Origin of the sequence: Flagellimonas sp. S3867 (assembly GCF_014698935.1) — a bacterium.
Classification (GTDB): Bacteria; Bacteroidota; Bacteroidia; order Flavobacteriales; family Flavobacteriaceae; genus Flagellimonas.
Window position 1 is genome coordinate 87,987 of the sequence record NZ_JACVMN010000004.1, and the last position, 26,037, is coordinate 114,023.

27 protein-coding genes are annotated in these 26,037 nt (G+C 38.3%); 12 read left to right on the forward strand and 15 right to left on the reverse strand.

Annotated features, from left to right (window positions below):
- Positions 1-5: 5 nt before the first annotated feature.
- The 4 genes from IAG46_RS16525 to recR all read right to left on the reverse strand — a co-directional run bounded on the left by IAG46_RS16525 (position 6) and on the right by recR (position 3,709).
- A complete protein-coding gene (locus tag IAG46_RS16525) occupies positions 6-782 on the reverse strand; it encodes a 3'-5' exonuclease (protein ID WP_190811503.1) in 777 nt (258 codons plus the stop codon).
- Positions 783-787: 5 nt separating this feature from the next.
- On the reverse strand, positions 788-1,570 hold the full coding sequence (locus tag IAG46_RS16530) for a prolyl oligopeptidase family serine peptidase (protein WP_190811504.1): 783 nt from the start codon (positions 1,568-1,570) through the stop codon (positions 788-790).
- 65 nt (positions 1,571-1,635) lie between these two features.
- Entirely contained in the window at positions 1,636-2,994 is a 1,359-nt protein-coding gene (locus IAG46_RS16535; protein WP_190811505.1) for a dihydrolipoamide acetyltransferase family protein, read from the reverse strand.
- 94 nt (positions 2,995-3,088) lie between these two features.
- The gene (recR, locus tag IAG46_RS16540) at positions 3,089-3,709 is read right to left on the reverse strand and encodes a recombination mediator RecR (RefSeq protein ID WP_190811506.1); all 621 of its coding nucleotides are present in this window, start codon (positions 3,707-3,709) and stop codon (positions 3,089-3,091) included.
- Positions 3,710-3,785: 76 nt separating this feature from the next.
- Here recR and IAG46_RS16545 point away from each other — a divergent pair, with 76 nt between their 5' ends.
- Positions 3,786-5,267 (forward strand): sodium:solute symporter, encoded by a 1,482-nt coding sequence (locus IAG46_RS16545; protein WP_190811507.1) that lies wholly within the window; start codon positions 3,786-3,788, stop codon positions 5,265-5,267.
- On the opposite strand, the gene IAG46_RS16550 is transcribed toward IAG46_RS16545, so the two are convergent.
- The gene (locus IAG46_RS16550; RefSeq protein WP_190811508.1) at positions 5,251-5,610 is read right to left on the reverse strand and encodes a CoA-binding protein; all 360 of its coding nucleotides are present in this window, start codon (positions 5,608-5,610) and stop codon (positions 5,251-5,253) included. The genes IAG46_RS16545 and IAG46_RS16550 overlap by 17 nt on opposite strands.
- 325 nt (positions 5,611-5,935) lie before the next feature.
- On the opposite strand from IAG46_RS16550, the gene IAG46_RS16555 reads away from it, so the two are divergent.
- Positions 5,936-8,389: a TonB-dependent receptor gene (locus tag IAG46_RS16555; RefSeq protein ID WP_190811509.1), complete on the forward strand. Its 2,454-nt coding sequence runs from the start codon at positions 5,936-5,938 to the stop codon at positions 8,387-8,389.
- Between the two features lie 102 nt (positions 8,390-8,491).
- Here the strand turns inward: IAG46_RS16555 and IAG46_RS16560 are convergent, their stop codons facing one another.
- Entirely contained in the window at positions 8,492-9,028 is a 537-nt protein-coding gene (locus IAG46_RS16560; protein WP_190811510.1) for a pyridoxamine 5'-phosphate oxidase family protein, read from the reverse strand.
- 3 nt (positions 9,029-9,031) lie between these two features.
- Positions 9,032-10,039 carry a 3-oxoacyl-ACP synthase III family protein gene (locus IAG46_RS16565; RefSeq protein WP_190811511.1) on the reverse strand — a complete coding sequence of 336 codons (1,008 nt, stop codon included), beginning with the start codon at positions 10,037-10,039 and terminating at the stop codon, positions 9,032-9,034.
- A gap of 508 nt (positions 10,040-10,547) precedes the next feature.
- Here IAG46_RS16565 and htpG point away from each other — a divergent pair.
- Complete coding sequence (gene htpG, locus IAG46_RS16570; protein WP_190811512.1) at positions 10,548-12,434, forward strand: molecular chaperone HtpG; 1,887 nt, start codon at positions 10,548-10,550, stop codon at positions 12,432-12,434.
- A 66-nt stretch (positions 12,435-12,500) separates the two neighbouring features.
- Here htpG and IAG46_RS16575 read toward each other — a convergent pair whose 3' ends face one another.
- Entirely contained in the window at positions 12,501-12,902 is a 402-nt protein-coding gene (locus IAG46_RS16575) for a hypothetical protein (RefSeq protein WP_190811513.1), read from the reverse strand.
- Complete coding sequence (locus IAG46_RS16580) at positions 12,895-13,473, reverse strand: RNA polymerase sigma factor (protein ID WP_190811514.1); 579 nt, start codon at positions 13,471-13,473, stop codon at positions 12,895-12,897. The genes IAG46_RS16575 and IAG46_RS16580 overlap by 8 nt, the downstream gene beginning before the upstream one ends.
- 133 nt (positions 13,474-13,606) lie before the next feature.
- On the opposite strand from IAG46_RS16580, the gene IAG46_RS16585 reads away from it, so the two are divergent.
- The 3 genes from IAG46_RS16585 (at position 13,607) to IAG46_RS16595 (ending at position 15,260) form a co-directional block, all read left to right on the forward strand.
- A complete protein-coding gene (locus IAG46_RS16585) occupies positions 13,607-13,960 on the forward strand; it encodes a DUF6249 domain-containing protein (protein ID WP_190811515.1) in 354 nt (117 codons plus the stop codon).
- 62 nt (positions 13,961-14,022) lie between these two features.
- The gene (locus tag IAG46_RS16590; RefSeq protein ID WP_190811516.1) at positions 14,023-14,655 is read left to right on the forward strand and encodes an MOSC domain-containing protein; all 633 of its coding nucleotides are present in this window, start codon (positions 14,023-14,025) and stop codon (positions 14,653-14,655) included.
- A gap of 8 nt (positions 14,656-14,663) precedes the next feature.
- Positions 14,664-15,260 (forward strand): alpha-ketoglutarate-dependent dioxygenase AlkB, encoded by a 597-nt coding sequence (locus tag IAG46_RS16595; RefSeq protein WP_190811517.1) that lies wholly within the window; start codon positions 14,664-14,666, stop codon positions 15,258-15,260.
- Here IAG46_RS16595 and IAG46_RS16600 read toward each other — a convergent pair whose 3' ends face one another.
- On the reverse strand, positions 15,261-16,028 hold the full coding sequence (locus tag IAG46_RS16600) for a S1/P1 nuclease (RefSeq protein WP_190811518.1): 768 nt from the start codon (positions 16,026-16,028) through the stop codon (positions 15,261-15,263).
- 167 nt (positions 16,029-16,195) lie between these two features.
- On the opposite strand from IAG46_RS16600, the gene IAG46_RS16605 reads away from it, so the two are divergent.
- The 6 genes from IAG46_RS16605 (at position 16,196) to IAG46_RS16630 (ending at position 22,813) form a co-directional block, all read left to right on the forward strand.
- Positions 16,196-18,394, forward strand: coding sequence for a DUF5916 domain-containing protein (locus IAG46_RS16605; protein WP_190811519.1), 2,199 nt, complete (start codon positions 16,196-16,198; stop codon positions 18,392-18,394).
- Between the two features lies 1 nt (position 18,395).
- Positions 18,396-19,193: an HAD family hydrolase gene (locus tag IAG46_RS16610; protein WP_190811520.1), complete on the forward strand. Its 798-nt coding sequence runs from the start codon at positions 18,396-18,398 to the stop codon at positions 19,191-19,193.
- A gap of 37 nt (positions 19,194-19,230) precedes the next feature.
- Positions 19,231-20,493, forward strand: coding sequence for a DUF819 domain-containing protein (locus IAG46_RS16615; RefSeq protein WP_190811521.1), 1,263 nt, complete (start codon positions 19,231-19,233; stop codon positions 20,491-20,493).
- 301 nt (positions 20,494-20,794) lie between these two features.
- Entirely contained in the window at positions 20,795-21,544 is a 750-nt protein-coding gene (locus IAG46_RS16620) for a lipopolysaccharide assembly protein LapB (RefSeq protein WP_223826742.1), read from the forward strand.
- Positions 21,545-21,558: 14 nt separating this feature from the next.
- On the forward strand, positions 21,559-21,975 hold the full coding sequence (locus IAG46_RS16625) for a hypothetical protein (protein ID WP_190811523.1): 417 nt from the start codon (positions 21,559-21,561) through the stop codon (positions 21,973-21,975).
- A gap of 145 nt (positions 21,976-22,120) precedes the next feature.
- Positions 22,121-22,813, forward strand: a complete 693-nt coding sequence (locus IAG46_RS16630; protein WP_190811524.1) for a DUF4369 domain-containing protein — start codon at positions 22,121-22,123, stop codon at positions 22,811-22,813.
- Positions 22,814-22,820: 7 nt separating this feature from the next.
- On the opposite strand, the gene IAG46_RS16635 is transcribed toward IAG46_RS16630, so the two are convergent.
- The 5 genes from IAG46_RS16635 to IAG46_RS16655 all read right to left on the reverse strand — a co-directional run bounded on the left by IAG46_RS16635 (position 22,821) and on the right by IAG46_RS16655 (position 26,032).
- The gene (locus IAG46_RS16635) at positions 22,821-23,093 is read right to left on the reverse strand and encodes a hypothetical protein (protein WP_190811525.1); all 273 of its coding nucleotides are present in this window, start codon (positions 23,091-23,093) and stop codon (positions 22,821-22,823) included.
- A gap of 25 nt (positions 23,094-23,118) precedes the next feature.
- Positions 23,119-24,087 carry a type I phosphomannose isomerase catalytic subunit gene (locus IAG46_RS16640; protein WP_190811526.1) on the reverse strand — a complete coding sequence of 323 codons (969 nt, stop codon included), beginning with the start codon at positions 24,085-24,087 and terminating at the stop codon, positions 23,119-23,121.
- 3 nt (positions 24,088-24,090) lie between these two features.
- Positions 24,091-24,498, reverse strand: a complete 408-nt coding sequence (locus IAG46_RS16645; protein ID WP_190811527.1) for a 6-carboxytetrahydropterin synthase — start codon at positions 24,496-24,498, stop codon at positions 24,091-24,093.
- Positions 24,495-25,028 carry an isopentenyl-diphosphate Delta-isomerase gene (idi, locus tag IAG46_RS16650; protein ID WP_190811528.1) on the reverse strand — a complete coding sequence of 178 codons (534 nt, stop codon included), beginning with the start codon at positions 25,026-25,028 and terminating at the stop codon, positions 24,495-24,497. The genes IAG46_RS16645 and idi overlap by 4 nt, the downstream gene beginning before the upstream one ends.
- A 71-nt stretch (positions 25,029-25,099) precedes the next feature.
- Positions 25,100-26,032: a type IX secretion system membrane protein PorP/SprF gene (locus tag IAG46_RS16655; RefSeq protein WP_190811529.1), complete on the reverse strand. Its 933-nt coding sequence runs from the start codon at positions 26,030-26,032 to the stop codon at positions 25,100-25,102.
- Positions 26,033-26,037 lie beyond the last annotated feature (5 nt).

Genomic DNA, 26,037 nt, shown 5'->3' on the forward strand with positions numbered 1-26,037 from the left:
TGTTATTAAGAAAGTTTGTTATTAAGCTTACTCAGCTTGATCTGGGTTAGCACCTTTTTTGTGTATAACGGAAAGTCGGCGTTTAATATCCATCCAAAATACCCCGGTTCCGATTTCATAACCTCATCAACGGTCTTTCCTTTGTGTTTTCCGAAAGAAAAAATGGGCTGTTGATTTTCATCCACACCTATAAATCCGGCAAAATCCAATGATTGCTTTCTTGTGGTGAACTGTGATAGCTTTTTTACATTATTTTCCAATTCAGGATAGCGGTCCAATTGAGCTTTGAGTACTTCATAGGTCGCATTTGTATCGGCTTCGGCACCGTGGGCACCTTCAAGGTCTTTATCGCAATAGAACTTATAGGCCGCTCCCAAAGTTCTTTTCTCCATTTTATGAAAAATGGTTTGCACATCTACTGCCATCATATGTTTCATGTCAAAATCAACATCTGCGCGTAACATTTCCTCTGCCAATAATGGAATATCGAACCTATCGGAATTAAACCCGGCCAAATCACTATCCTTGATCATTTTATAGATTTCCTTGGACAATTGTTTGAAGGTAGGTTCATTGGCCACTTTTTCATCGGAAATTCCATGCACTGCTATCACTTCTGGGGGAATCGGCATCTCAGGATTCACCAACCATGTCTTGCTTTCTTTGTTTCCGTTGGGGAGAATCTTTAAAATTGAAATTTCAACAATCCTATCCTTGGCAACATTGGTACCTGTTGTTTCCAAATCAAAAAAACAAATTGGTTTTGTAAGCTGTAATTCCATGTATTTTATTTCGATTTAGAGAATAACCATGCTAATAATTCTGGCTCTGCAAAGGCATTGTCCCAACTATTATGTCCAACTCCTTCATACACAGAATACTCAATATTGATTCCTTTGGCTTTCATGGCTTCCACCATTTGGGATGAATACTTTTCGGGCACCACTTGATCAGCGCTACCGTGAAAAACCCACCAATGTGGTTTTTTAAGTTTATTTGAGATTTCGGGGTTTGCTCCTCCACAAATTGGGAATGCGGCCGCAAAAACCTTAGGGTTTCTTTTGACTAGTTCAAAGGTTCCCATTCCACCCATGGAAAGTCCTCCCACGTACATTCGCTTTTTGTCCAATTTGTATGCCTTTTTCAGATGCTTCAACAGGCCTTCCAATAGAATCATATCATTAGTGGCCTCGGCATCTTTATAAAATATAAATTCCCGATTGGGGTGGTCTCCTTCAGTATCCAATTTGGCCCATGAACTTTGAGCTTTGCATTGCGGAAAAACAACAATGGCTTTGTAGTTATTCCTTACTTCATCCTTCAAGAACAAGCCAGACCCATGTACCAGTTGTGCCTCGTTATCATTTCCTCGCTCTCCCGAACCATGCAAAAACAGAATTAGGGGATACTTTTCAGCGGGGTTATAATCTTTGGGCAAAAGAATACGATAGGGCATACTTTCGCCATCTTTTTCAAAGGTTTTCTTTTGATAGTCGGAAAGGTCCTGAGCCAGCATTGAACCACTAAATAATAATAGAAAAGCCAGTTTTATAGAGGCAAAATATTTCATTTAACAATGAATTGAATTAAACCTCTAAGGTAACAATAGTGAAAAGAAAAAATCACATTTCCCTATCAGATTTCCCGATTTATATCCCAAGCTTCGAGATAATCGGCCACTGTCTTTACAAACATTCCACCCAAAGCGCCATTTACGACTCTGTGGTCATAACTGTGTGATAGGAACATTTTACTACGGATACCAATATACTCGCCTTGGTCGGTCTCAATGACCGAAGGTATTTTTCGAATAGCACCCAATGCCAGTATGCCCACTTGTGGCTGATTGATGATCGGGGTTCCGAAAACACTTCCGAAGGAACCTACGTTTGTAACCGTATATGTTCCGTCTTTGATCTCATCAGGTTTCAGTTGATTATTTCGTGATCTATTGGCCAAATCGTTCACGGTTTTGGCCATACCCACCAAATTAAGTTGATCTGCGTTTTTGATCACCGGGACAATCAGGTTGCCGTCAGGTAGAGCGGCGGCCATTCCAATATTGATATTTTTCTTTTTAATCACCTTATCACCATCCAAAGAAATATTAATCATGGGATATTTCTTCAAAGCCACTGAAACGGCTTCCATAAATATGGGTGTGAAGGTCAGTTTTTCACCTTCTCTTTGCTCAAATTCTTTTTTTACCTTATTTCTCCAGTTGACCACATTGGTCACATCAACTTCTACAAAACTCTGAACATGGGCTGAGGTAGACACACTATCAACCATATGCTGGGCGATAAGTTTACCCATTCTGGTCAACGGAATAATCTCATCTCCTTGGGTAACCGGAACCGGTGTTGACTTTGGGGCTTCTGGTGTTATTTTAACGGCTTCCGTTTTAGCGGGCGCTTGGACCGTTTTGTCCTCAGCTGGAGCAACAGTTGATGACGCACTTCCATTAGAAGAGCGGTTTTTTAGGAATGCTTTGATGTCATTTTTTGTAACCCTACCTTCTTTTCCTGTGCCGATTATAGATTCCAACTCATCCATTGAAACGCCTTCTTCTTTGGCAATATTCTTAACCAAAGGGGAATAAAAACGCTCTGAATTTGAAAAATCCTGAACTGGACTGGAAACAGATTCTGTTACCTGAGTCATTTGCTCTTCTAACACGGCAACAGGTTCCTCAACGTCTTCAATTTCCTCAACAGAGTCTGTACCATTGCTTGTAGCTTCTGGTGCATCGCCCTCCATTTGGATTACAGCTACGACCTCGCCCACTTTGATGACATCGTCGATATTAAATCGCTTTTCCAACAGCACTCCTTCTACCTCGCTGGGTACTTCGGAATCCACCTTGTCGGTTGCAATTTCAAAAACGGCTTCGTCCAACTCAATGGTATCTCCAACTTCCTTCAACCAAGTGGTCAATGTTGCTTCGGCAACACTTTCTCCCATTTGTGGTAATTTCAACTCAAACTTTGACATATTCTTATTTAACGAGGTAATATCGACTTGTATTTTGCAAAAATACTAAAGAAATCCTCTTATTTTTAATTTATATGTATTATTTCGTTCAAATTCAACTGGCCTTAATTGAATTTTCGAACGGAACCCTATTCAATATACTCCTTCCTAAAGTTACCTCATCTGCATACTCCAATTCGTCACCCACGGAAATTCCTCTGGCTATTGTGGACGTTTCCACATCCAATCCTTCCAATTGCTTATAAATGTAAAAATTGGTTGTGTCACCTTCCATGGTGGAACTCAGCGCAAAAATAAGCTCTTTAACATCTTCTTCCTTTACGCGCCTAACTAGTGAACCTATATTTAAATCTTGCGGGCCTACACCTTCCATTGGCGATATTTTACCGCCCAACACATGGTAAAGTCCATTATACTGCGAAGTATTCTCAATGGCCATAACATCCCTGATATCCTCCACAACGCACACCAAGTTCCGGTCTCTTTTGGTATTGGCGCAAATCTCACAAATCTCCGTATCGGAAATATTGGAACAGGTTTTACAAAAATTGATTTCGCTTCTCAGTTTCAAGAGGGCCTCAGCAAGTAAATTGGTACGTTCTTCCGGCTGTTTAAGTAGGTGCAACACCAATCTTAATGCTGTGCGTTTGCCTATACCCGGCAATTGCGACATTTCATAAACAGCATTTTCCAAAATTTTCGATGAAAACTCCATACCTCCGATTGTTTGGCAAAATTACGATTTTAGAGTTACCGATTAACTTTTGTATTTTGCAAATCAAATACAATCTATGTCTGCCACTCAGATTCTTTTGCTCATCGGCGCTTATTTTTTGGTGTTGATGATCATTTCCTATTTCACGGGAAAGAATGATTCCAATTCAGATTTTTTTAAAGCAGGTAAACAGTCACCCTGGTATTTGGTGGCCTTTGGAATGGTGGGTGCTTCCCTTTCGGGAGTTACTTTTATTTCGGTTCCGGGATGGGTCGAAGCTTCACAATTTGGGTATATGCAAGTGGTTTTGGGTTACTTGGTAGGCTATTTTGTGGTAGCTTATGTACTCTTACCCTTATACTATAAGTATAACCTTACCTCAATTTACGAGTATTTATTGGACCGGTTCGGTACCGTAAGTCATAAAACAGGGGCTTTTTTCTTTTTTGTTTCAAGGGTATTGGGAGCAGCATTTCGGTTATATCTCGTCGCCATAGTGTTGCAACAGTTTGTTTTTGATGATTTGGGTATTCGATTTGAATTTACCGTAATCATTTCCATAGCCCTTATATGGGTTTATACCAACCGTGGAGGGATAAAAACGATTGTTTGGACAGATACTTTGCAAACCTTGTTCATGATTCTTGCTGTTGTTTTGTCGATAATTTTAATCAATAGAGAGCTTGACTGGAGTTTTGGTGAGTTTTTGGCTTCGGAAGAATTAAAGACCTACAACAAATTTCTTTTTACAGATAGTTTTCTTGACAGAAACCATTTTATAAAATCTTTTGTTGGAGGGATGTTCGTAACCATATGCATGACAGGATTGGATCAGGATATGATGCAAAAGAACCTTACCTGCAAAACCTTGAAAGATGCACAGAAAAACATGGTGTCCTTTAGTTTGGTGTTGGTGGGCGTGACCTTCCTTTTTATGTTGTTGGGGGCCTTATTGTTTATTTATGCCGGTCAAAATGGCATTTCCATTCCTTTGATGGATGGCTCGCCAAAATCTGACCTTCTGTTTCCTGAAATTGCATTGAACAGTGGTCTTGGACTTACTTTGGCCGTTACATTTATGTTGGGACTTATTGCAGCCGCATATAGTAGCGCTGATAGCGCTTTGACTTCTTTGACAACATCTTTTTGTGTGGATTTTTTAAATGTGGAAAAACAAGCAGAAGAAAAACAAAAGAAAACCAGAAAGCGAACCCATATTATAATGAGTTTAATGCTCATCTTGGTTATTATTTCTTTTAAATATATTTTGAACAGCAATGTGATAGACAGTCTTTTGACCGTAGCCGGATATACTTACGGTCCACTTTTAGGCTTGTTTGCATTTGGAATTTTCACTAAGCATCAAATAAAAGATAAATATGTTTGGATAGTGGGACTACTTTCGGTGCTTATTATCTGGACGATAGCCAATATTCCGTCAGAATACATAGGAGGTTATGTGATGGGATACGAACTACTCCCTTTGAATGGGGTATTGACATTTTTCGGGGTATGGTTAATTCGGACCAAAAACAATAGTCTTAATACTGCCCAGTAGCCAACAAAACTAAAGTGCAAGCATTCTCGACCTTAATGCCTGCATTTGAAAGTATTTCTGCGAATTCTGGATTCTCGGTTCCAGGATTGAAAATGACCCTTTCTGGTTTAAGCTCAAGAATTTTATCGTAGTATTCTTTTTGTCGTTGCGGATTCAAATACAAAGTAATGGTGTGTATATTTTGAATATCAGCAAGGTTGTTCGTAATTTGTATACCAGAAACAGTTCCCTCGCGTACCCCAAACGCAACGGTTTCCTTTTGGTTTTCAACCAATCTGTGTATTGCCAGATTACTGTATCTACCTGGATTTAATGATGCTCCAAAAACAAGTGTGTATAACATTTGTTAATTTATGTGTTAAACTAAATCAAAGATTGTAACTATTCAAAAAAAAAACCGTCTATTGTACATAGAAAATTAATCATTGGTAAGTCTGTATTTTTTATAGTTAATGGTTAGTGTTTAGTATAGCTTATCAATGTAAAAACCCTGGCGTTTCGATTATTATCGGGAGTCAGGGTTTATCTTTTGTACGTCTTTTCCCCGTTATCTTACACAGCAAGGTTTAGAAGACCTTTGTTAAAAAATGTTAAAGGGCATTTCAGATGTAACATTTTAGAAATACCATCGTCTTGTAGACAACATCAATCAATCAAAAAACGATCTCATGAAAAGAGTAATTCTACTTTTCGCGCTGTTCTTATGTGGCGCACATTCTACAATTTTAGCAACAACAAATGATAATGAGCCTCCAATAGGATCCATTTCTGGAGTTGTTTTGGACAATGCTTTAAAACAACCTGTTGCCTACGCAGCAATTGTAATAAAATCTGAAGATGGTACCCAAACCATTACAGGGGGCATAACTAATGATGACGGTACTTTTGAAATCAAAAAATTGCCGGAAGGTTCTTTTGTGCTGGAAGTTCAATTTATTGGTTATAAGACACATTCACAAAAACTGGTCATAACAAAAAGGAACCGCAAAGTAAATGTGGGCACTATCACACTAATGGAAGAAACTTCGGAACTTGAGGGGGTTGAAGTGGTTGCTGAACGTACCACAATAGAGCAACGCGTAGACCGTAAAGTTATCAATGTGGGCAAAGATTTGACCACAGCTGGCGCTACGGCATCTGATATCATGAACAACATTCCTTCAGTTAATGTCGATTCTCAAACTGGAGATATTTCAATGCGTGGTAACTCCAATGTGCGGGTCATGGTCGACGGAAAGCTATCCAACGTGCCAGTAGCACAATTGTTAAGACAAATACCTTCAACATCCATTAAATCCATTGAGTTGATCACCAATCCTTCCGCCAAATACAATCCGGAAGGAATGAGCGGAATCATCAATATAGTCTTGTACAAAAATGCCAATATCGGTTTCAATGGAAGCATTACAACAGGGCTTACCAAAGGTATTGAAGCTAAGTTCAACTCTTCTATCGACATGAACTACCGTAACGGAAAATTCAATTTTTATGGAAATTATGGCAACAACATTGGTAAATATGTAAACGATGGTACCATTTTGAGGTTGGATGAAAACTCGCTTCAAAAATTTGACTTTTTCAATAACAATAAATCGCACTTGTATAAAGCCGGTGTTGATTTTTATTTGAATGATAAAAACACCATTTCAGTATTCACCAATCAGAACATATTTGATGGAGATGGAGACGGTATAACAGCAGTTACATATAATAATGATCCAGCAAGAAATGTGACCCAGTTCTTTAACGATGTTAGTGACAACCGCAGCGAGCAGTATAACTTTGATTATAAGTTAGATTTTGAAAAAGAGGGCCACAACATTGAGCTTGAAGTGGACCACAACCAGTTTAAAAGTGGTCAGGATGCCAATTTTAGAACCTCAGGAGCGTCATTATTCCCAGATTATATGGATTTTGTGGATACCGAGCGCACACAGACCATTGCCAACCTGGATTACGTAAACCCTCTTGACAGTATTTCCAAAATTGAAGTTGGCTTGGAAACCAGAAACTTTGAGACCGATGTGGATTATTCGTCCACAGGTCTCTCATTTAACTCCGTAGGAGATTTAATTCCAACACCGAGTACTGATTTTATCTACAACATGGATATTTATTCCGCTTATGCCACTTTCAGCCAAAAAAGAAATAAGTGGTCATATCAAATCGGTGTACGTGTCGAAGATGTCGAGGTCAAAGCTGATACCAATACCGTAAGGTCGTTTACCGACAAATATACTCAGGTATACCCATCTGCCTTTCTTACGTATGACCCAAATGAAAAGGATCAATGGCAGGTTAGTTATAGCAAGCGGGTAGATAGACCTGGTTTAGGTCAGGTTAATCCCATTAGGGAATGGGCCACACCACTGATTTCCTCTTTCGGAAATCCAAGCTTGGTGCCTCAGTTCACAAATTCATATGAGGTTAACTATACCAGAAGAATCAAAAATGGAAGTATTACGACCGGAGTTTTCTATAGATCCATATCTGATGAGATCAACAGGGCTGTTTATGTAGATAGATTGGATTTCAACAAGCTGATTTTAACTTTTGATAATTTCGATAACACCTCCGCCTATGGTTTTGAACTTTCCACAAATTATAAGGCCACAAAGTGGTGGAGCATCAATGGAAGTTTTGATTTTTATTCACAGACACAGCGCGGAATCACTGAAAGCTTAGATCCGGATGCTATAAATCCCACCGAGGATGATATCACCGTCGAAAATGTAGAAGTAGATAACACTGCATGGAATTTACGGATGAACAATAGCTTCAAAGTAAATAAGAAGCTCACACTTCAAGCATTCGGTTTTTATCGAGGCCAAAACAGAACCCTTCAGTTTGAAATAAGACCTATGTATTTTGTAAATCTTGGTGCACGATACAGTTTTGCCCAAGGTAAGGGAACATTGAGTTTTAACTACAATGATATTTTCAACACCATGCGATTTGGATTTGATGGTCAGCGCCCATATCTACAAGAAGGTGGATTCAACTGGGAGAGCAACAATGTATATGTTGGGATGAACTATCGCTTTGGAGGCGGTAAATACAGAGCAAAACAACGTAAGAGAAGAGATAGCAACACCAAGCAATCTAGTGGAGGAATCCTATAAATTGTATTTGATATTCCTTGAATAGAGTGTTGGTTGGTTAGTCTTTCAAGGTTTGTCATTTAAAAACCCCGATCCTTAAAGGATCGGGGTTTTAGTTTATTCTCAATTTTCAATGGGAAGGCCATCCAAGCTAGTGCTGTTTCTGGTCTTCCAATATTTTTCTAGTCCATCGCCGCCTTGTTTTTCGGCCCAATCTAGCAGCTCTTGCCGTTGATGTTTGTATTCCATGATTGGTACGCCCATTCCACAAGAAATTTGTACCATCTCAATTTTAATATCAATTAACTGTCTTCCTCCTTTTATATTCGGGAACAAATCGATGTGCTCCTTCCAAAATGTAGATGCAAAGGAGTACGTTTTTGCGGTACCATACAGCCTAAGAATTATAGGGTCACCTTCAAACGCACAAAACATAAGGGTAATTCGGTCTTTATGGTTTAAATGAGCCGCTGTCTCGTTGCCACTTCCAGTCAAATTCAACCAGACCACCCTATTTTCATCCAAAATACGTAACGAATCCAATCCTTTTGGTGATAGGTTGATAGAACCTTCTTCCATAGCGGTGGCAACAAAAAACACTTTTTGTTTCTGAATAAAATCGATCAGAAGTTCATTCAGTTTATCCAGTTTTCTGGCCATACATTACCATTTTATGATTACACTACCCCAGGTAAACCCACTTCCAAAAGCAGCCAGCACCACAACATCTCCTTCCTTGATTTTTCCTGATTCCCAAGCTTCCGTTAAAGCTATTGGGATTGAAGCAGCCGTAGTGTTTCCATATTTCATTATGTTGTTGAATACCTGATCATCGGAAAGTCCAAACTTTTTTTGCACAAACTGGGAGATACGCAAATTGGCCTGATGAGGAATAAGCATATCAATATCTTGTGGACCTAAATTATTGGTTTGTAAGCCTTCCATAATTACTTCACTGAATCGAACAACCGCATTTTTAAATACAAATTGACCATTCATATATGGAAAATACGAAGTATCCTCAGGGTCTTCGTCATTGATAATATCGGTCACCCATCTTTTTCCCATTCCTGGCGCAATCAACGAAAGCTCCTCGGCATGTTGCCCTTCTGAATGTAAGTGGGATGATAAAATTCCTTTTGAGGTATCTTCTTCTCGCGTAAGCACGGCTGCGCCAGCACCATCACCAAAAATAACTGAGACTCCCCTACCCCTAGTGGTCATATCCAACCCATGCGAATGCAGTTCGGAGCCAATCACCAAAACGTTTTTATACATTCCACTTTTTATGTATTGGTCGGCCACGGAAACTCCATAAACAAAACCGGAACATTGGTTTCTAACATCCAATGCTCCTACCGTTTTAAGACCCAAATCGCGCTGAACCAAAACGCCTGGCCCTGGAAAGTAATAATCGGGACTCAGGGTAGCGAAAACTATAAAATCAATATCATCTTTGTCAATGCCTGCTCGTTCAATGGCAATCTTTGCTGCCTTGACCCCCATAGAGGTAGTGGTGTCGGTTCCTTTGACAACATGTCTTCTTTCCTTAATTCCCGTTCGTTCCTGAATCCATTCATCACTCGTTTCCATTTTCTTGGACAAGTCATCATTGGTAACCACATTTTCAGGTACGTAAAACCCTAGACCTGTTATTTTTGAATTGTACATATTAATTGCTTTAGGTAATTACTTACAAGCCTTCGGCTATACATTGGAAAAGTAAAAAATAAATTCAACTAAGTATGAAGATAGCATAAAAATAGTTCAATTGACTTTCTGTCTGGTGGTCTCATTTGATGAATACATTTGCCCCAACATATTGGTTTATTAGTTCCCACAACTCGGTTAAATTCAAATTTTTGTTTAAAAATAATGAAATCTGTCTAAACAATGATACAACCAAAAAATAGAAAACGCATTTTCGAGTGAAAATGCGTTTTCAACAACCTAACCAATAAATAAACAAACTTGTTGTAGCATGATTCAATTTCATAGCAATTTCTACAACACTTCAAATATATTCATTTTGTTTAATTTATTCTATTTTTTAATAAACAAAATATTGTTAAAATTTGGATTCAGCCATTTTAAGCATGTAAAATGCCAGTTTGTCATATAATTGACTCTGGTATTTTTTTTGTCATTACATAGAAAAACAAAAGAAAACTAGTAAACCATGGCAACAGGTAAAATCAATGTTTCTGTAGAGAACATATTTCCTTTGATCAAAAAATTTCTATATAGTGATCACGAAATCTTTTTGCGTGAGCTTATTTCCAATGCAACAGATGCAACCCTAAAACTCAAGCACCTAACCTCTATTGGTGAGGCCAAGGTTGAATATGGTAATCCATTGATAGAGGTCAAAGTGGATAAAGACAAAAAGCGAATCCATATAATTGACCACGGTATTGGAATGACGGAGGAAGAGGTAAAAAAATATATTAACGAAGTTGCCTTTTCTGGAGCTGAAGAATTCTTGGATAAATACAAGGATAGTGGCAAAGATGCAGGAATCATAGGTCATTTTGGACTTGGGTTCTATTCCGCATTTATGGTTGCAGACAAAGTAGAGATCATTACCAAGAGTTTTAAAGATGAACCTGCGGTGCATTGGTCTTGTGATGGTTCACCTGAGTTCAGTTTAAAAGAAGCCAAGAAAAAGGACAGAGGTACTGAAATCATACTTCATGTAGCGGATGACTCCACCGAATTTTTGGAAGATGCTAAAATCAAGGAGCTTTTGACCAAATACAACAAGTTCATGCCAATCCCTATAAAGTTTGGCACTAAAACTGAAACACTTGAGAAGCCTGAAGGAGCAAAAGAAGATGACCCAGCCCCAACTCAAGAAGTGGATGACATCATCAACAATCCTACCCCAGCATGGACAAAGCAACCAGCAGACTTAAAAGATGACGACTATAAAGCATTTTACAAGGAATTATATCCCATGCAGTTTGAGGAGCCCTTGTTCAATATTCATTTGAATGTGGATTATCCGTTCAATCTTACGGGAATTCTATATTTCCCAAAGTTGACCCATGACCTCAACATTCAAAAAGATAGGATTCAACTTTATCAAAACCAGGTTTTTGTCACTGATAATGTAGAAGGTATTGTACCAGAATTTTTGACCATGCTTCGTGGAGTAATCGACTCACCGGACATTCCATTGAATGTGTCAAGGTCTTATTTGCAGGCAGATGGTGCGGTAAAAAAGATTTCTTCCTATATCTCCAGAAAGGTAGCTGACAAATTGAATTCCTTGTTCAAGAACAATCGCGAAGATTTCGAACAAAAATGGAATGATATCAAAGTAGTTATCGAATATGGTATGCTCTCTGAGGATAAATTCTTTGAGAAGGCTGACAAATTTGCACTTTACCCTACGGTTGATGGTAACTATTACACCTACGAAGAACTGGAAAACAAAATAAAGGACAACCAAACCGACAAGGACGACAAATTGGTAGTGCTTTATGCATCGGACAAAGAAGCACAGCACAGTTATATTGAAGCGGCCAAGGCCAAAGGTTACGAAGTACTCTTGCTCGATTCGCCCATTGTACCACATTTGATGCAAAAACTGGAGACATCAAAAGAAAAATTGTCGTTTGCCCGGGTAGATGCAGACCATGTTGACAATCTTATCAAAAAAGAAGATGAGGCCATTTCGAAGCTTTCAGATGAAGAAAAAGAAAAGCTCAAAGTCAATATTGAAGAGGTAATCCAAGAGAAAGGTTTTACCATTCAACTGGAGGCCATGGATAGTTCCGCATCACCATTTATTATTACCGAACCGGAATTTATGCGCAGAATGAAAGAAATGCAGCAGACCGGGGGTGGCGGTATGTTTGGAATGGGCAATATGCCAGAAATGTACAATCTGATCGTGAACACCAATCACGAGTTGGTAAGTGAAATATTGAACACAAAAACTGCTAAAAAGCGTGAGCGATTAATCAATCAATCATTGGATTTGGCGCGATTATCAAAAGGGCTTCTCAAAGGAGAGGAATTGACCAGCTTTATAGCACGTAGCTATGAAATGATCAAATAAAAACACCTGATTTAATAAAAAAGGCCGGTTATTTACCGGCCTTTTTTATTTGCTGAATTTAAAGACTTAAATAACCTGTCGATTGAAGAAACGTTTTAGCAACATGGCTTGGAAATATATCATAATTACAAAAGCACCGGTCATATAAATTATTTTTCTGGATAATTGAAATTGGGGTAATTTATCAGAAAACCAGCTGTTTGCTTCGGAAATCGCAGATAAATAATTTCCAATATTAGCATTGAACGAACTATCCAACGAGGCCAGATAAAAAGTTAAACCTCCTAAAATAACGGCCCATAACAAAAACGTTTTTTTGGTAATCAACGGTCTGAACATCAGTTTGGAACTTTTCAATTCTTCGACCCTTGCAACAACCATATCTGTAAAGTTGTCGGAAGGAGTTTCTAATGGAGCCTCTTCCATTAAACTATTGATCAGTTTTTCTAAATCTTTATCCTCATTCATAACTTCTTATGGTTTCGGGTTTCAATTGTTCTTTCAAAATTACGGCCAACTTCTTCCTGGCCCTAAATAATTTAACTTTTGCTGTGCTGACACTCAATTTTAAAGCGCTGGCCAACTCAATCAAACTTTGTTCTTCAAAATAAAAGAGCGTAAGAATTGCTGCATCAATCGCAGGCAATTTTTGAATACACTCTTGTATCATTGCTGATTTTTCTTTTTGCATCATTAGGTCCAAGGCGTTGTCCATTTCTGCTATATGATAACTCCCGACCTCTTCTATCTGTTTCGTTTGTTGGTCCTTCTTATACTTTTTTATTCTGTCCAAACACGTATTATACGCTATTCTGTATATCCATGTGGACAATTTGGAACCACCTTGAAAGCTTTTAAGCGACCTAAATATTTTAATAAAAGAATCTTGGGCGACCTCTTCGGCCTCCTCCTTGTTTTTAAGCATTCGCAAAGCAATGGTAAACACCAAATCCTTATAGTCATCCACAAGTTTTGAAAATTCTTGTGAATCACCACTGACGATTGCAGCTATATCAGGTTGGTTTGCTCTGTGCTCCATTTTATGGTTAGACGATTACATCCTTTTCAAGGTTACATTAAAAATAAAAAATATGATACAAGTGTAACCTAAATGAAAAAACCGTCGTCTTAGTTAGCAAAGAGTTTATTAATCAATTAAAAAACAATCGAAAATGGCAGAAGCAATATTAATTCCAATCAGTTTTTTCTTGGTAATCTTTGCAATTACCTATTTATATTTTTCAACCCGAAACAAGGAACGTCTTGCTCTAATAGAAAAAGGCGTGGATGCAAGTATCTTTTTCAAGGGTAAAGGGGAGCACAACATCCCTACATGGAAGATTATTTTAATAAACTTTGCTGTATTATTGATGAGCGTAGGTACAGCAATATTTGTAGCATCCGTGTTGGTAAATGCCTTTAATTTAGACGAAGAAGTTGCTTATCCTGGCACTATTTTCCTAATGGCGGGAGCAGGTCTTCTTGTGGGTTTCAACATGACAAAGCGATTGGAGAAGCAAGATTAGAAAAACTTTAAAATCTTCAAGGAAACCACCTTTTTCAAGGTGGTTTTTTTTAGTTTTATACCATGAAGATTATCTCCACCAACATAGGCAAACCCACCGCTATAACCTGGAACGGGCAAGAAACCACAACAGGAATTTATAAATATCCGGTCAGCGAACCCCTAACCTTGGAAACGGAAAGCGTTTCAAACGATAACATAAGCGATAGAAAAGTACATGGTGGTATCTATAAGGCCTGTTACCTTTTTTCTTCGGCCCAATATCCATACTGGAAGGAAAAATATTCAAATTTGGAATGGGATTGGGGCATGTTCGGTGAAAACCTCACTGTAGAGGGATTAGATGAAACCAAATTGAAAATTGGTAGTATTTATAAATTGGGTACAGCCTTGGTTCAAATTACCCAACCCAGGGAACCGTGTTTTAAGCTTGGAATCAGATTTAACAATCAAGACATATTAAAAGAATTCATAGACCATGGCTTTCCCGGCACTTATGTTAAAGTATTGGAGGTTGGTCAAGTTGAGAAAGGTAATGTTCTTGAATTGGTAGAAGAGTCGTCAAATACTCTAACAACCCAACAGTTTTATCAGCTATTATTCTCAAGGACAAAAGCTAAGGACATACTGGAAATGGCTATTAAAAATGAGGCTTTGCCTCCGCATAAAAGAGAACGGTTGAAAAAATTCCTTTAAAAACTTCCATGCAACTCTTTTCCGAAAAAATAAATATGGATTTACCGGATTGTGATATCTCCTACTTTCCGAATTTATACTCCATAGAAACGGCAGAGGGGTATTTTCAATCCCTAAAAAATTCTATTCCTTGGCAACAGGATAAAATCAAGGTTTTTGGGAAAATCTATAATCAACCTAGACTTACCGCCCTGTTTGCCGATAATTTAAATTCTTATTCTTATTCAGGTTTAACTATGCATCCCCACCCATTTACTGGGGATTTAATTCATATAAAAAAGTTGGTTGAAAAGACGGTAGATATAAAATTCACCACATGTCTGCTAAACTATTATCGCGATGGAAAGGACAGCAATGGTTGGCATTCTGATGATGAAAAAGAACTTGGAATGAACCCAATGATTGCATCAGTTTCTTTTGGTGCCGAACGTTTTTTCCACTTAAGAAACAAAGCGGATAAAACACAAAAACATAAAATTTTGCTTGAAAATGGCAGTTTGTTGCTTATGAAAGGAGAAACCCAACACTTTTGGCAGCATCAAGTACCCAAGACCTCAAAACCCATTGGAGGTCGTATAAATCTCACTTTTCGAATTCTTCAATAATCAATCAAAAAGGTCGTTCAACACTTTGGCCAAACGTAAGCCACCCTTTTGCAACTGACTAAAAAGCACCTTGTTGTATTTGTAGCTGTACTGATAGCCCAACTTTTCACCAATTTCTGCCGACCCATAGATTTCCCCACATATTTCATGCGATTCTTGAACCCAGTCGTAAATGGTACCTTCTTGAATTTTTTTGCGTTCTTTTCTTGAGACCTGGTCCAATTCATCAGCTAGTTCTGTATAGGTCATTCCATAAGATAGTATCAAGTTTTTGTCCCATATCCTATGCAGATTTGTGCCTTCTCCAAACCATTGCACTTGGATATCATTACCCCCTTTGTCCTCCACCCTGCTGGCGTGCATGGGCTGGTGTAAATCTCCTATCAAATGAATGAGCATTTTAAGATAAAAAACCCTGTCTTCTCGTGAACTCTTTTTGTCTTTTATGATTCGGATACATTCCTCAATACCCATAACAACATCACCAAATTTGCTTTTCTTCGAATCCTCGTAGCGAACATCCAATGGATAATTCACAAAATGCCATGAAAAAAATTTAGAGAACGATCTATCTGCTTTGATTTCATCCGCAAAAGTGGACGCAAATGCAAGACTGTGCCCGTCCAATAGGTCTTTCAGCGCTCGCTTTGCCTTTCCGGTCAAATGGTTTTCCGCTATATGCCCAGTAACTCTATGGCCGGTTTTTCCCCAGTAATTTGCCGAGACAAAAAAGGGTACAAGCAAAAATAACAATAGGGTTTTTCTCATAATTTAGGATTTGTTCAAAAGTAGAAAACTGACCTCATATACGGTATATATTTCATCTCAAATTATCAATAAGATGTTTGGAGAAAAATGATGAATTTATTAGCATCTTTTGGGATTTTTTTAACGAATCTTAACCTTAAATTTGGACAGCTAACTCAAATTTACCCATGACGAAACTTCGTTTTGTACTCGCTGCATCACTATTTCCATTCTTGTTTTTTGCGCAATCACCCAAGAAGTCCTTCGTAGTCAAGTATATAGACCAACCTATCACCGTAGATGGGGTACTTGATGAATCCGTTTGGGAAACTGCAGGAAGTGCGCATGATTTTCAACAAAACTTTCCATCCGATTCAATTTTGGCTACTCAAAAAACAGAAATCAAAATGCTTTTTGACGATACCACACTCTATATCGGTATTCGACAAGATGCCGAAGGAAAAGATTACCTCACCCCCTCTTTACGACGTGATTATAGAGCGGGTAACAGTGATAACATAAGCTTGCTTTTTGACACCTTTAACGATGGCACAAATGCATTTTTATTTGGAATAAACCCGCTTGGAGTTCGAAGAGAAGCGCTTATTTCGGGAGGTGGTAACGACATCAGTGGTTTTGTAACCTCTTGGGACGTTAAATGGCGGGGTGAATCAAAGATTCATGACAACTACTACATATCGGAATTGGCTATTCCACTAACCTCTTTTAAATTCCGGGAAGGTGAGACCAAATGGAGATTCAACAGCTATCGATTTGATATGCAGACCAATGAGCGTAGCACCTGGATCAGGATACCACAGAATCAGTTTATTGTAAGCTTGGCCTTTATGGGTGATATGGTTTTTGAGAAGCCATTGGGCAAATCGCGAACCCCATTGGCCATTATACCATACGTAAACGGGATTTCTGGAAGGGATTTTGAAAATGATATTACCACCAATAATGTAAAGGTAGGGGGTGATGCTAAAATAGCCGTGGGCAATGGAATGAACCTTGATATTACCCTTAATCCCGATTTTTCACAGGTCGAAGTAGACAATTTCATTACAAACCTTACCCGTTTTGAAGTTTCCCTACCCGAGCGACGTCAGTTTTTTATTGACAATAATGACCTTTTTGGAAATTTCGGTGGACGCAGGGATGCCAATCCTTTCTTTTCCAGAAGAATTGGGATTGCAAAGGATACAGCCGATAACACTATTGAAAATAGAATTATTGGAGGTGTTCGTTTGAGTGGGAAGCTAAATAATAACCTTCGACTTGGGTTTTTAAATATTCAAACCGAGGAAGATTCAGCCAATGAAATAGCGTCCAATAATAATATGATGTTCTCATTGCAGCAGAAAGTATTCTCAAGGTCAAACATCGGGATGTTCTTTATTAATAGGCAGTCTTTTAACTCTCCCGATTTTCTCGATGAAAGTGAGGAGTACAATCGTGTGGTCGGGATAGATTACAATTTGTCCTCTGCAAATAACGTCTGGCAAGGCAAGGCATATGGGCATAAATCATTTCAACCTGGAGATAAGCAAGGAAATTTTTCAGGTGGTGCCACACTGGGGTTTAATACCAGAAATTATGGCTCGTTTATAGATGCTGTTTTCATCGATGAAGAATTTCAATCGGATCTTGGTTTTATTCCGAGAACAGATATTTTTAAAATTGCAGGAAATATTAGACGTAGCTTTTGGCCAAAGAAAGGCGCCGTTAACAATCATGGTTTAGAAGTATTTTCCATTTTCACATGGCGACCAAATCTAGATTATCAAAACACGGATCATATGATCAACGTTGAATGGGGTGCTGAGCTCAATAATCTTTCAGAACTCCAAGCCTCCTATACCAATCAATTCATCTTTTTAACCGATGAATTTGAACCCACTGGTAAGGATGATGCGCTTGCTTTACCGGGCAACACCGGATATTACTTCAATTCTTTTGAATTGGAATACAGATCTGATCGCAGAAAAGTATTTTCATATGGTCTTGAGCCCTCTTTTGGAGGTTTCTTTAACGGAACCAGATATTCTATGGAAGCATTTTTCAATCTAAGGTTACAGCCCAAGGTCAACATGTCCATGAATATGAATTATGACCGAATAGAACTTCCCGCGCCATATGCACAGGCCGATATTTTACTGATAGCACCACGGGTAGACATCACATTTAGTAAATCCATATTTTGGTCAACCTTGGTGCAATACAGTAACCAACGTGATAATTTGGGCTTTAATTCGCGCTTACAATGGCGTTTTGCCCCACTTTCAGATTTGTTTTTGGTCTACAACGATAATTATTTTGTGAATACCTTTATGCCAAGAAATAGGTCCATCAATTTAAAGCTGACCTATTGGCTAAACATCTAGGATGAATTTTAAAATTCTTTGTTCAGATTTGGACGGAACCCTACTGTCCACAAAAAACGATGTTTCCGAATTTACCATTTCCCAAATCAATCGAATAAAGCATCGAACCCGTGTTATTCTGGTTTCCGCAAGAATGCCAAAGTCCATTACTTACCTTCAAAAACGAATGGGTATTGAAGAACATCCCATAATCTCGTATAATGGAGCGTTAATATTAGAAAAAGGCAAAGTACTTCACAATACCACTATTCCCATAGCAAAAACCTTAGCACTACATACGATTTGCATGGACCAAAATATTCGGTTGGGACTTTACAGGCATGACGATTGGTTTGTTTCAGAAACATCTGAAAGGGTGGAAAAAGAAATCTTTAACACCAAAGTCAAACCCACTTTTGAACCGACTCAGATCACATTAAAAAAGTGGCAAAACGAAAATTTAGGAGTACATAAAATTATGCTCATGGGCAGTAAGGAGAATATTGATGGACTAAGTTTAATTTTGGATACCGATTTTTCATCTGAGATGAATTCTTACCGGTCCAATGACACCTTGATTGAAATTGCTCCAAAGTCTTCCTCAAAATTATCTGGTATAAAGTCAATTTTAAAACCAGAGGAAACCTTAAAAGAGGTAATCGCCTTTGGCGATAATTATAACGATGTTGAAATGCTGCGGAGTGTAGGTTTTGGTGTAGCAGTGTCCAATGCCCGCAAAGAGGCCAAAGAAGCTGCAAACAAAGTAACCTTAAGCAACAAAGAACACGGCGTGGCCCAATTTATCAAAGACCATCTGTGATTTTCCTATATTTGAAGCTACCGCTATTTAAAATTTTATGAACCAACTACCATTTACCGAAGACACCGTAATCTTCGGTCTCCTTTGTCTTTGTTTAGGTTTTGTTTTTTATACTTCTTCCATAAAAAGAGGTTTTTGGAAAAAGTTTTACGCCATTGTTCCCACGGTGCTCATGTGTTACTTATTGCCGGCAATCCTTGCAAGCACAGGGATTGTAGATGAAACCAAATCCCAAACCTATTATATTGCGAGTCGATATTTACTGCCTGCGGCTCTTATTCTAATGACGCTGAGTATCGATTTAAAAGCCATTGCGAACCTTGGTTCCAAAGCTTTGATCATGTTTTTGACCGGTACGGCTGGAATTATTATTGGAGGTCCAGTTGCTATTCTCATTGTTTCCATTTTTTCTCCGGAAACAGTCGGGGGAAATGGTTTCGATGCTGTTTGGCGCGGACTTTCCACAATCGCTGGTAGCTGGATAGGTGGCGGGGCAAATCAAGCGGCCATGTTAGAAGTCTTCCAATACAACCCAAAAGAATTCTCAAAAATGGTGCTGGTCGATATTGTAATGGCCAATCTATGGATGGCCATTCTTTTGTTGGGAATAGGTAAGACCAAAAAGATTGATCGTTGGCTCAAGGCCGACACCTCTTCTATTGAAGAATTAAAGGAAAAAGTGTCTACCCATACAGCAAAAATTGCCAGGGTAACTTCGCTCCATGATTTTATGATGATGCTTCTATATGCTTTTGCAGGAGTAGGAATTGCGCATTTTTTAGGGCATCACTTTGCTGGATTTCTGGAAAACAATTTTGAGGTTATCCGAAACAAAGAAAAAATATTGTCATCCTTAGGCTCTAAATTTCTATGGATGGTTGTGTTTGCTACTGCCATTGGTATTGGACTTTCCTTTACAAAGGCTAAAAACTACGAAGGAGCTGGAGCCAGTAAAGTTGGCGGCATGTTCATTTATATTCTTGTGGCGACCATCGGAATGAAAATGGATTTAGGCCGGGTGATGGAAAACCCAGGTTTAATAGTGGTCGGACTTATTTGGATTACTATACATGCAGGTCTTTTGATTTTGGTTGCCAAACTCATAAAAGCACCTTACTTCTTTCTTGCCGTCGGAAGTCAGGCCAATGTTGGAGGTGCAGCTTCAGCGCCTGTTGTAGCAGCCGAGTTTCACCCGTCTTTGACATCCGTGGGCATATTGCTTGCAGTATTTGGTTACGTGGTTGGTACGGCCGGGGCCTATTTATGTGCTTTACTGATGGAAGTGGCTTCAACAATGTAGATGTAACGGCAAATACTTATCATTTTCGTCGATTCATCAACCCAAAACCGGCTTACATAAAACGGCCGCCTATATGAATTGAGTCTTGCCATACCTTGGTCAATAATGACAAATTGCAGCTAAACGTTTTAGCAACGGCAATTTCCAATATTGGTCCATGGAAAGCGGCAAATTCATATCAAATAATAACAAAGGAATAAGTTTGCTTTTATTTTTGTTCTATGTTCTGTCTTGTGTGATTTATTATCTATTTTCAACAAACACCTCTCCAACGGATAATACTTGGATAGATTTTTATAACATGTCCTCCAAAAATTCCCTCACCTATACCCATGCAGAAGATTTGTTGAAATTGGCACTTGATCATAATCCAAATAATGAGCAATTACATTCCAATTTAGAAGCGCTGCAAAACCTACAGCGGGCCTCACAAGTTTTGGAGCACCATCTTAGAACTGCTTGCCAACAAGAACCGAACAATCTGCAATATCTAAACAATCATGCAAGGTTTTTGCTTACAGAAGGCAAGTATTCAGAAGCTGAAGAACATTTGATAAAAGCAATTGCTATTTCTCCCGCTTTTGGTGAATCCGAAAGTTTATTGATGGAGGTCTATCATCAAACACAGCATTGGGAGCAACTTGAAAAACTGGCGAAAGAGGTAATACGAAGTAAAACCAATATCGACCATTCCCTAAAGTATTTAGAGATTGCGCAGAGAAAGAAAACCGTTCTCACAATCTTAGAGGAAGAAACCAGAAACAATCCTTCAGCCACAAATCATCTTAAGTTAAGTAAGGAGCTCTACGTTCAAAAAAGATATGCCCAAGCTTTTCATCATACGAGCACGGCAATTCAAAAGCAAGAAAACCTTCCGGATGCCCAGCTACAATTAGGATTGACCTATTATAAACTTGGTGAATCGCAAAAAGCCATTAAAACCATAAAAACTGGATTGCATTTGGATTCAGATTTCCAATCAATTCGAAAAAGTTTGGCTCTTTTGGAAGATTATCAATTGGAATCTGAAATAGCATACCATCCTTTATAGGCGAAAAAACAATTATGAAATATCTTTTTATCTTTTTAATGGTCACTACCCAAATTTGGTTTGTAACCGATAACACTTATAACCAATTTGCAGGAAAGTGGGTTGCAGAAGATCATGTAAAAATTGAATATTTCCTTTTTGACGATAATGGATATGCCGAATTTGCAGCAAATGGGCAGATTTTTGGGGGAAAAGAGTTTCTTTTTCGTGGAGAAAAAGGAAAAATGACTTATGAAATTTCCCATAACATTGATGACACTTATTATCTTGATTTTATAATTACAAATATTGAAACTGAGGAGAACGCCAAATTGCTATGTATATTAAAGCTAATAGATAGGGACACAATACTGATAGGCACCAACTTTGAAAATATCAGACCAGAGGAGTTCAACTCAAAAAATTCGATAACACTAAAAAGAGAAAAATGAGACACATAGCATAAAAGAGATTCCTAAAACATAAGAGTCTCTTAAAAGTATAAGCTAATAAAAACACTAGATTTTCCTTATTGGAATTATTTTCGGTTATATAATCCATAAATATTTTTGATATTTGCCTCGCTAAAATTATAAAATGAAGAGGATTTTATTTCTATTGGGTATCACAATATTTGTTGCTTCATGTGATTCAAACACTGGCAATACCATGACCGTGTCAGGTAATATCAAAGGGCTTAAAAAAGGTACTTTGTTTTTACAGCATTTTCAAGATTCTGCATTGGTTGCCTTGGATTCGTTGGAGATTGAAGGTGATGGCAACTTTGCTTTTTCCGAAGAAGTGGAAAGTCCTGAAGTATTTTACCTCTACCTAAAAAAACAGGACAATAACGACATCAATGATCGTATTATCTTTTTCGGGGAATCAGGGGAAATTACCATCAACACATCCTGGAATACCTTTGATATTGATCCTGAAATATATGGTTCTGAAAGTCATGAAAAGTTTGAGGAATTCAATGCTATGATTTCCAACTTCAATATCAAGGAATTGGAGCTTATCCAACAAGCTCAGTCTACAGAGAATCCGGAAGAATCAATTTCACTGGATTCATTGCAAAAAACAATAGATCGCAACATTATCTCACGATATCGATACATCCTCAATTTTGGTTTAAACAATGGAGATTCTCATGTGACGCCTTATGTGTTATTGACACAGGCTAATGATGCCAATCCGAAATACTTGGATTCGATTTATGGAACCCTGTCCACAGAAGTAGCTGCTTCCAAATATGGAAAAGCCCTTAAAAATTACTTAGGTAAATAAATTGAACTTAGTTGGAAAGCTTGTTCAGCTGTTCAATTAGCTTCGTGGCTTTGTCTTCCAGTTGAACCCGTATATCCTTAAAATGCGCTTTACTGTTGTCCACATCCTTCTGGTGTATTTTACCCATAAGATCATCAAAAACGGAAATGGCTTTGTCTATAAGAGCATTCCCTTCTTTTGAGTTAACATTATTGGAGCCTGCTTCCCAAAGGTAAACCGCTTCAATGATATCTCCCAAAACAAAATTGACGTCTTTTTTTAGATCACGAATACTTGCCATACTGAAATTTTTTTCAAAGGTAATATTAAATGGTAACTTCTAAAAGTTTTGCACCATTGGTGCTTATTTCAATGAAGGTGCTTGAAGCAGCCACCAAAACGGTTTGACCTTTTTTAATCAACGTTTTGCCCCAATCGTTTTTAATTTCGGCTTCTCCTCCCACACACATGAAAATTGTAAATGAATCACGCTCAGATATATCTTGGTATATGGATCTTGTAAGGTCTAAAATATTGGTTTTAAAATACGGGCAGTCTACCATGGTATTGACCTGGTCACTTTCGGTGGAGTATTTTACCTTGAAGTCGTCCTTTTTAGAATAATCTATAGCATCTATCGCAAGCTGCGTATGCAATTCGCGCAAATTACCCTCCTTGTCACGACGATTAAAATCGAATACTCTATACGTAATATCGGAAGTCTGTTGAATCTCCGCCAACAAAACCCCAGCACCAATAGCATGAATTTTACCTGTGTTGATGAAAAAAGTATCCCCTTCGATAACTTCTTCATAGTTTAAAAGGTTGAGCAGGCTGTCATTTTCCAAACTCTCCACATATTCTTTTTTGTCAACATCCTTATTGAAGCCAACAATCAGTTGTGCCCCAGGGTCTGCATCCATTACATACCACATTTCAGTTTTTCCAAAGGAATCGTGCCTGGTCTTGGCCAATTTATCATTTGGATGAAGTTGTATGGAAAGGTCTTGTTTGGCATCTATAAACTTGATAAGAATTGGAAAATTGCTTCCAAAACGTTCCACTACGCTTTTTCCCAATAAATTTTCTGCTTCAGTTGCTATCAAAGTTTTTAATGAAGTTCCTTTGAGCTCACCTTCCGAGACCTCAGAAATATCACCACTCACTCCTGAAAGCTCCCAACTTTCGCCGGTAATATCACTTTCTATTGGTTTTCCAAGAACATCTTTAAGTTTGGTTCCTCCCCAAAGGCGTTCCTTTAGGATAGGTTGAAATTTTAATGGATATAGGGTCATTTTTTAGCCGGAATAGGTTACAAAGTTACGAGGTGTTTCATAAAGCACCACCTCCAATTTATTGGTTTGTTCAATATGGGGTCTAAGTTTATCCCAGATGACCACAGCAATATTTTCTGCAGTCGGATTTAAATTCTTAAACTCGGGAACATCCGTATTAAGATTTTTATGATCTAATGCTTCCTCCACATGTTCCTTGATCAAGTCCTTGAGTACTTTCAAATCCATCACAAATCCGGTTTCCTTATCTATCTCTCCCTCTACGCTTACAATAAGATCGTAATTATGACCATGGTAGTTGGGATAACTGCATTTTCCAAACACCTGTTGGTTTTTTTCTTCATCCCAATCTCTTCGGAATAACCTGTGCGCGGCGTTAAAACTCGCCTTTCTGCTAACCTTTATGCTCATATTTTCGAATTGGCGTTGGTTATGTGATCATAAAAGCGGTCAAAAATAATTTTGAACCAAGCGGTATACTGATTTGGATTTACGGTAATGTCGTTTTTAATATCCGATGGATACATCCACTTCCATGCCTCAACCTCTTCTATGTTTATCTTTGGAGAATCTTCATAACTCCCTAGCATTACATGATCCAGTTCATGTTCGGTAAGACCATTATCAAAAGGTGCTTTGTAGATAAAAGAAAATAATTCTTTAAGTTCGGTTTGAAAGCCCATTTCTTCTTGTAACCGTCTTTTTCCTGCTTCAATATTGTTTTCTCCTTCTCTTTGGTGACTACAACAGGTATTGGTCCATAACAAAGGGGAGTGATATTTATCTTTCGCTCTCTGTTGTAACATGGTCTGCCCTTTGTGGTTCATAATAAACACGGAAAAAGCTCTATGCAAAACCGCTTTTTCATGGGCTTCCAGTTTTGGCATTACACCAATGGGCTCATCGGCTTCGTTGACCAAAATCACATTTTCCTCTTCCATGGAGCAAAAATATGACGTTTGTCAGGAATTATTTGGATGTGTAGGCTAAAATGTTCTTAAACTTGGGAATTCTAAAAGAATCGAGGAGATTTTAAATTACCCACATTCTTAAGAAAATCGTATCTCAATATAATTTCAAAAGACCCATCGTTGAAGGTTGCTGCTCCTAAATCCGTGATTTCACGATCATAGGCAATACCAATGAACATTTCGTCGGATAATCGGAACCCAACTAGACCACTAAATGCAGCATCCCAACGGTAAGCAACTCCCCCGACGAACTTTTCGTTGAGCATAAAATTGGCAGATATATCTGCCTGCAAAGGAGCTCCTTTCACCATTTTTGTCAATATCGTGGGCTTAAATTTCAAGAACGGATTCAAATCCCACACATATCCCGTAATAAAATATAAATTTATCTGCTCTGTCGCTGTAGATATGGAAGCTTCATCAAAATGCGTGGTTTCCAGTAATCGTGGCACCGAAATTCCGGTATAAAATCGTTCAGCGTGATAATAGACTCCTGCTCCAATATTTGGAGAAAACTTGTTTTGAATATCCTGTTGTGACTGCAATTGTGGATCTATATCAAATTCATCGAGTTCAGAGTATCGGATATCCAGCATATGAGCGCTTCCTTTTAATCCGAAACTAAGTTTCCCATCTACTGAAGTGCGGATGGTATATGAAAAATCAACATCAAAGTAAGTCTCAGAAGTTGGTCCTATCTTATCATTTACCACAGAAATCCCCAAACCAACACCTCTATAACCCAAAGGAGTATGTATGTTCAAGGTCTGCGTTTCAGGAGCTCCATCCAATCCCAACCATTGGTTGCGATATAACCCTGCAATGCTTAAATGCCCTCTTGAACCGGCATAGGCCGGATTCACACTTACGGTATTGTACATATACTGGGTATATTGGGCATCTTGCTGTGCTTGGACCATAATTCCAAAACCAAATACCACTATTGATATCAGTAATCTAATTTTCTTTGCCATATCCC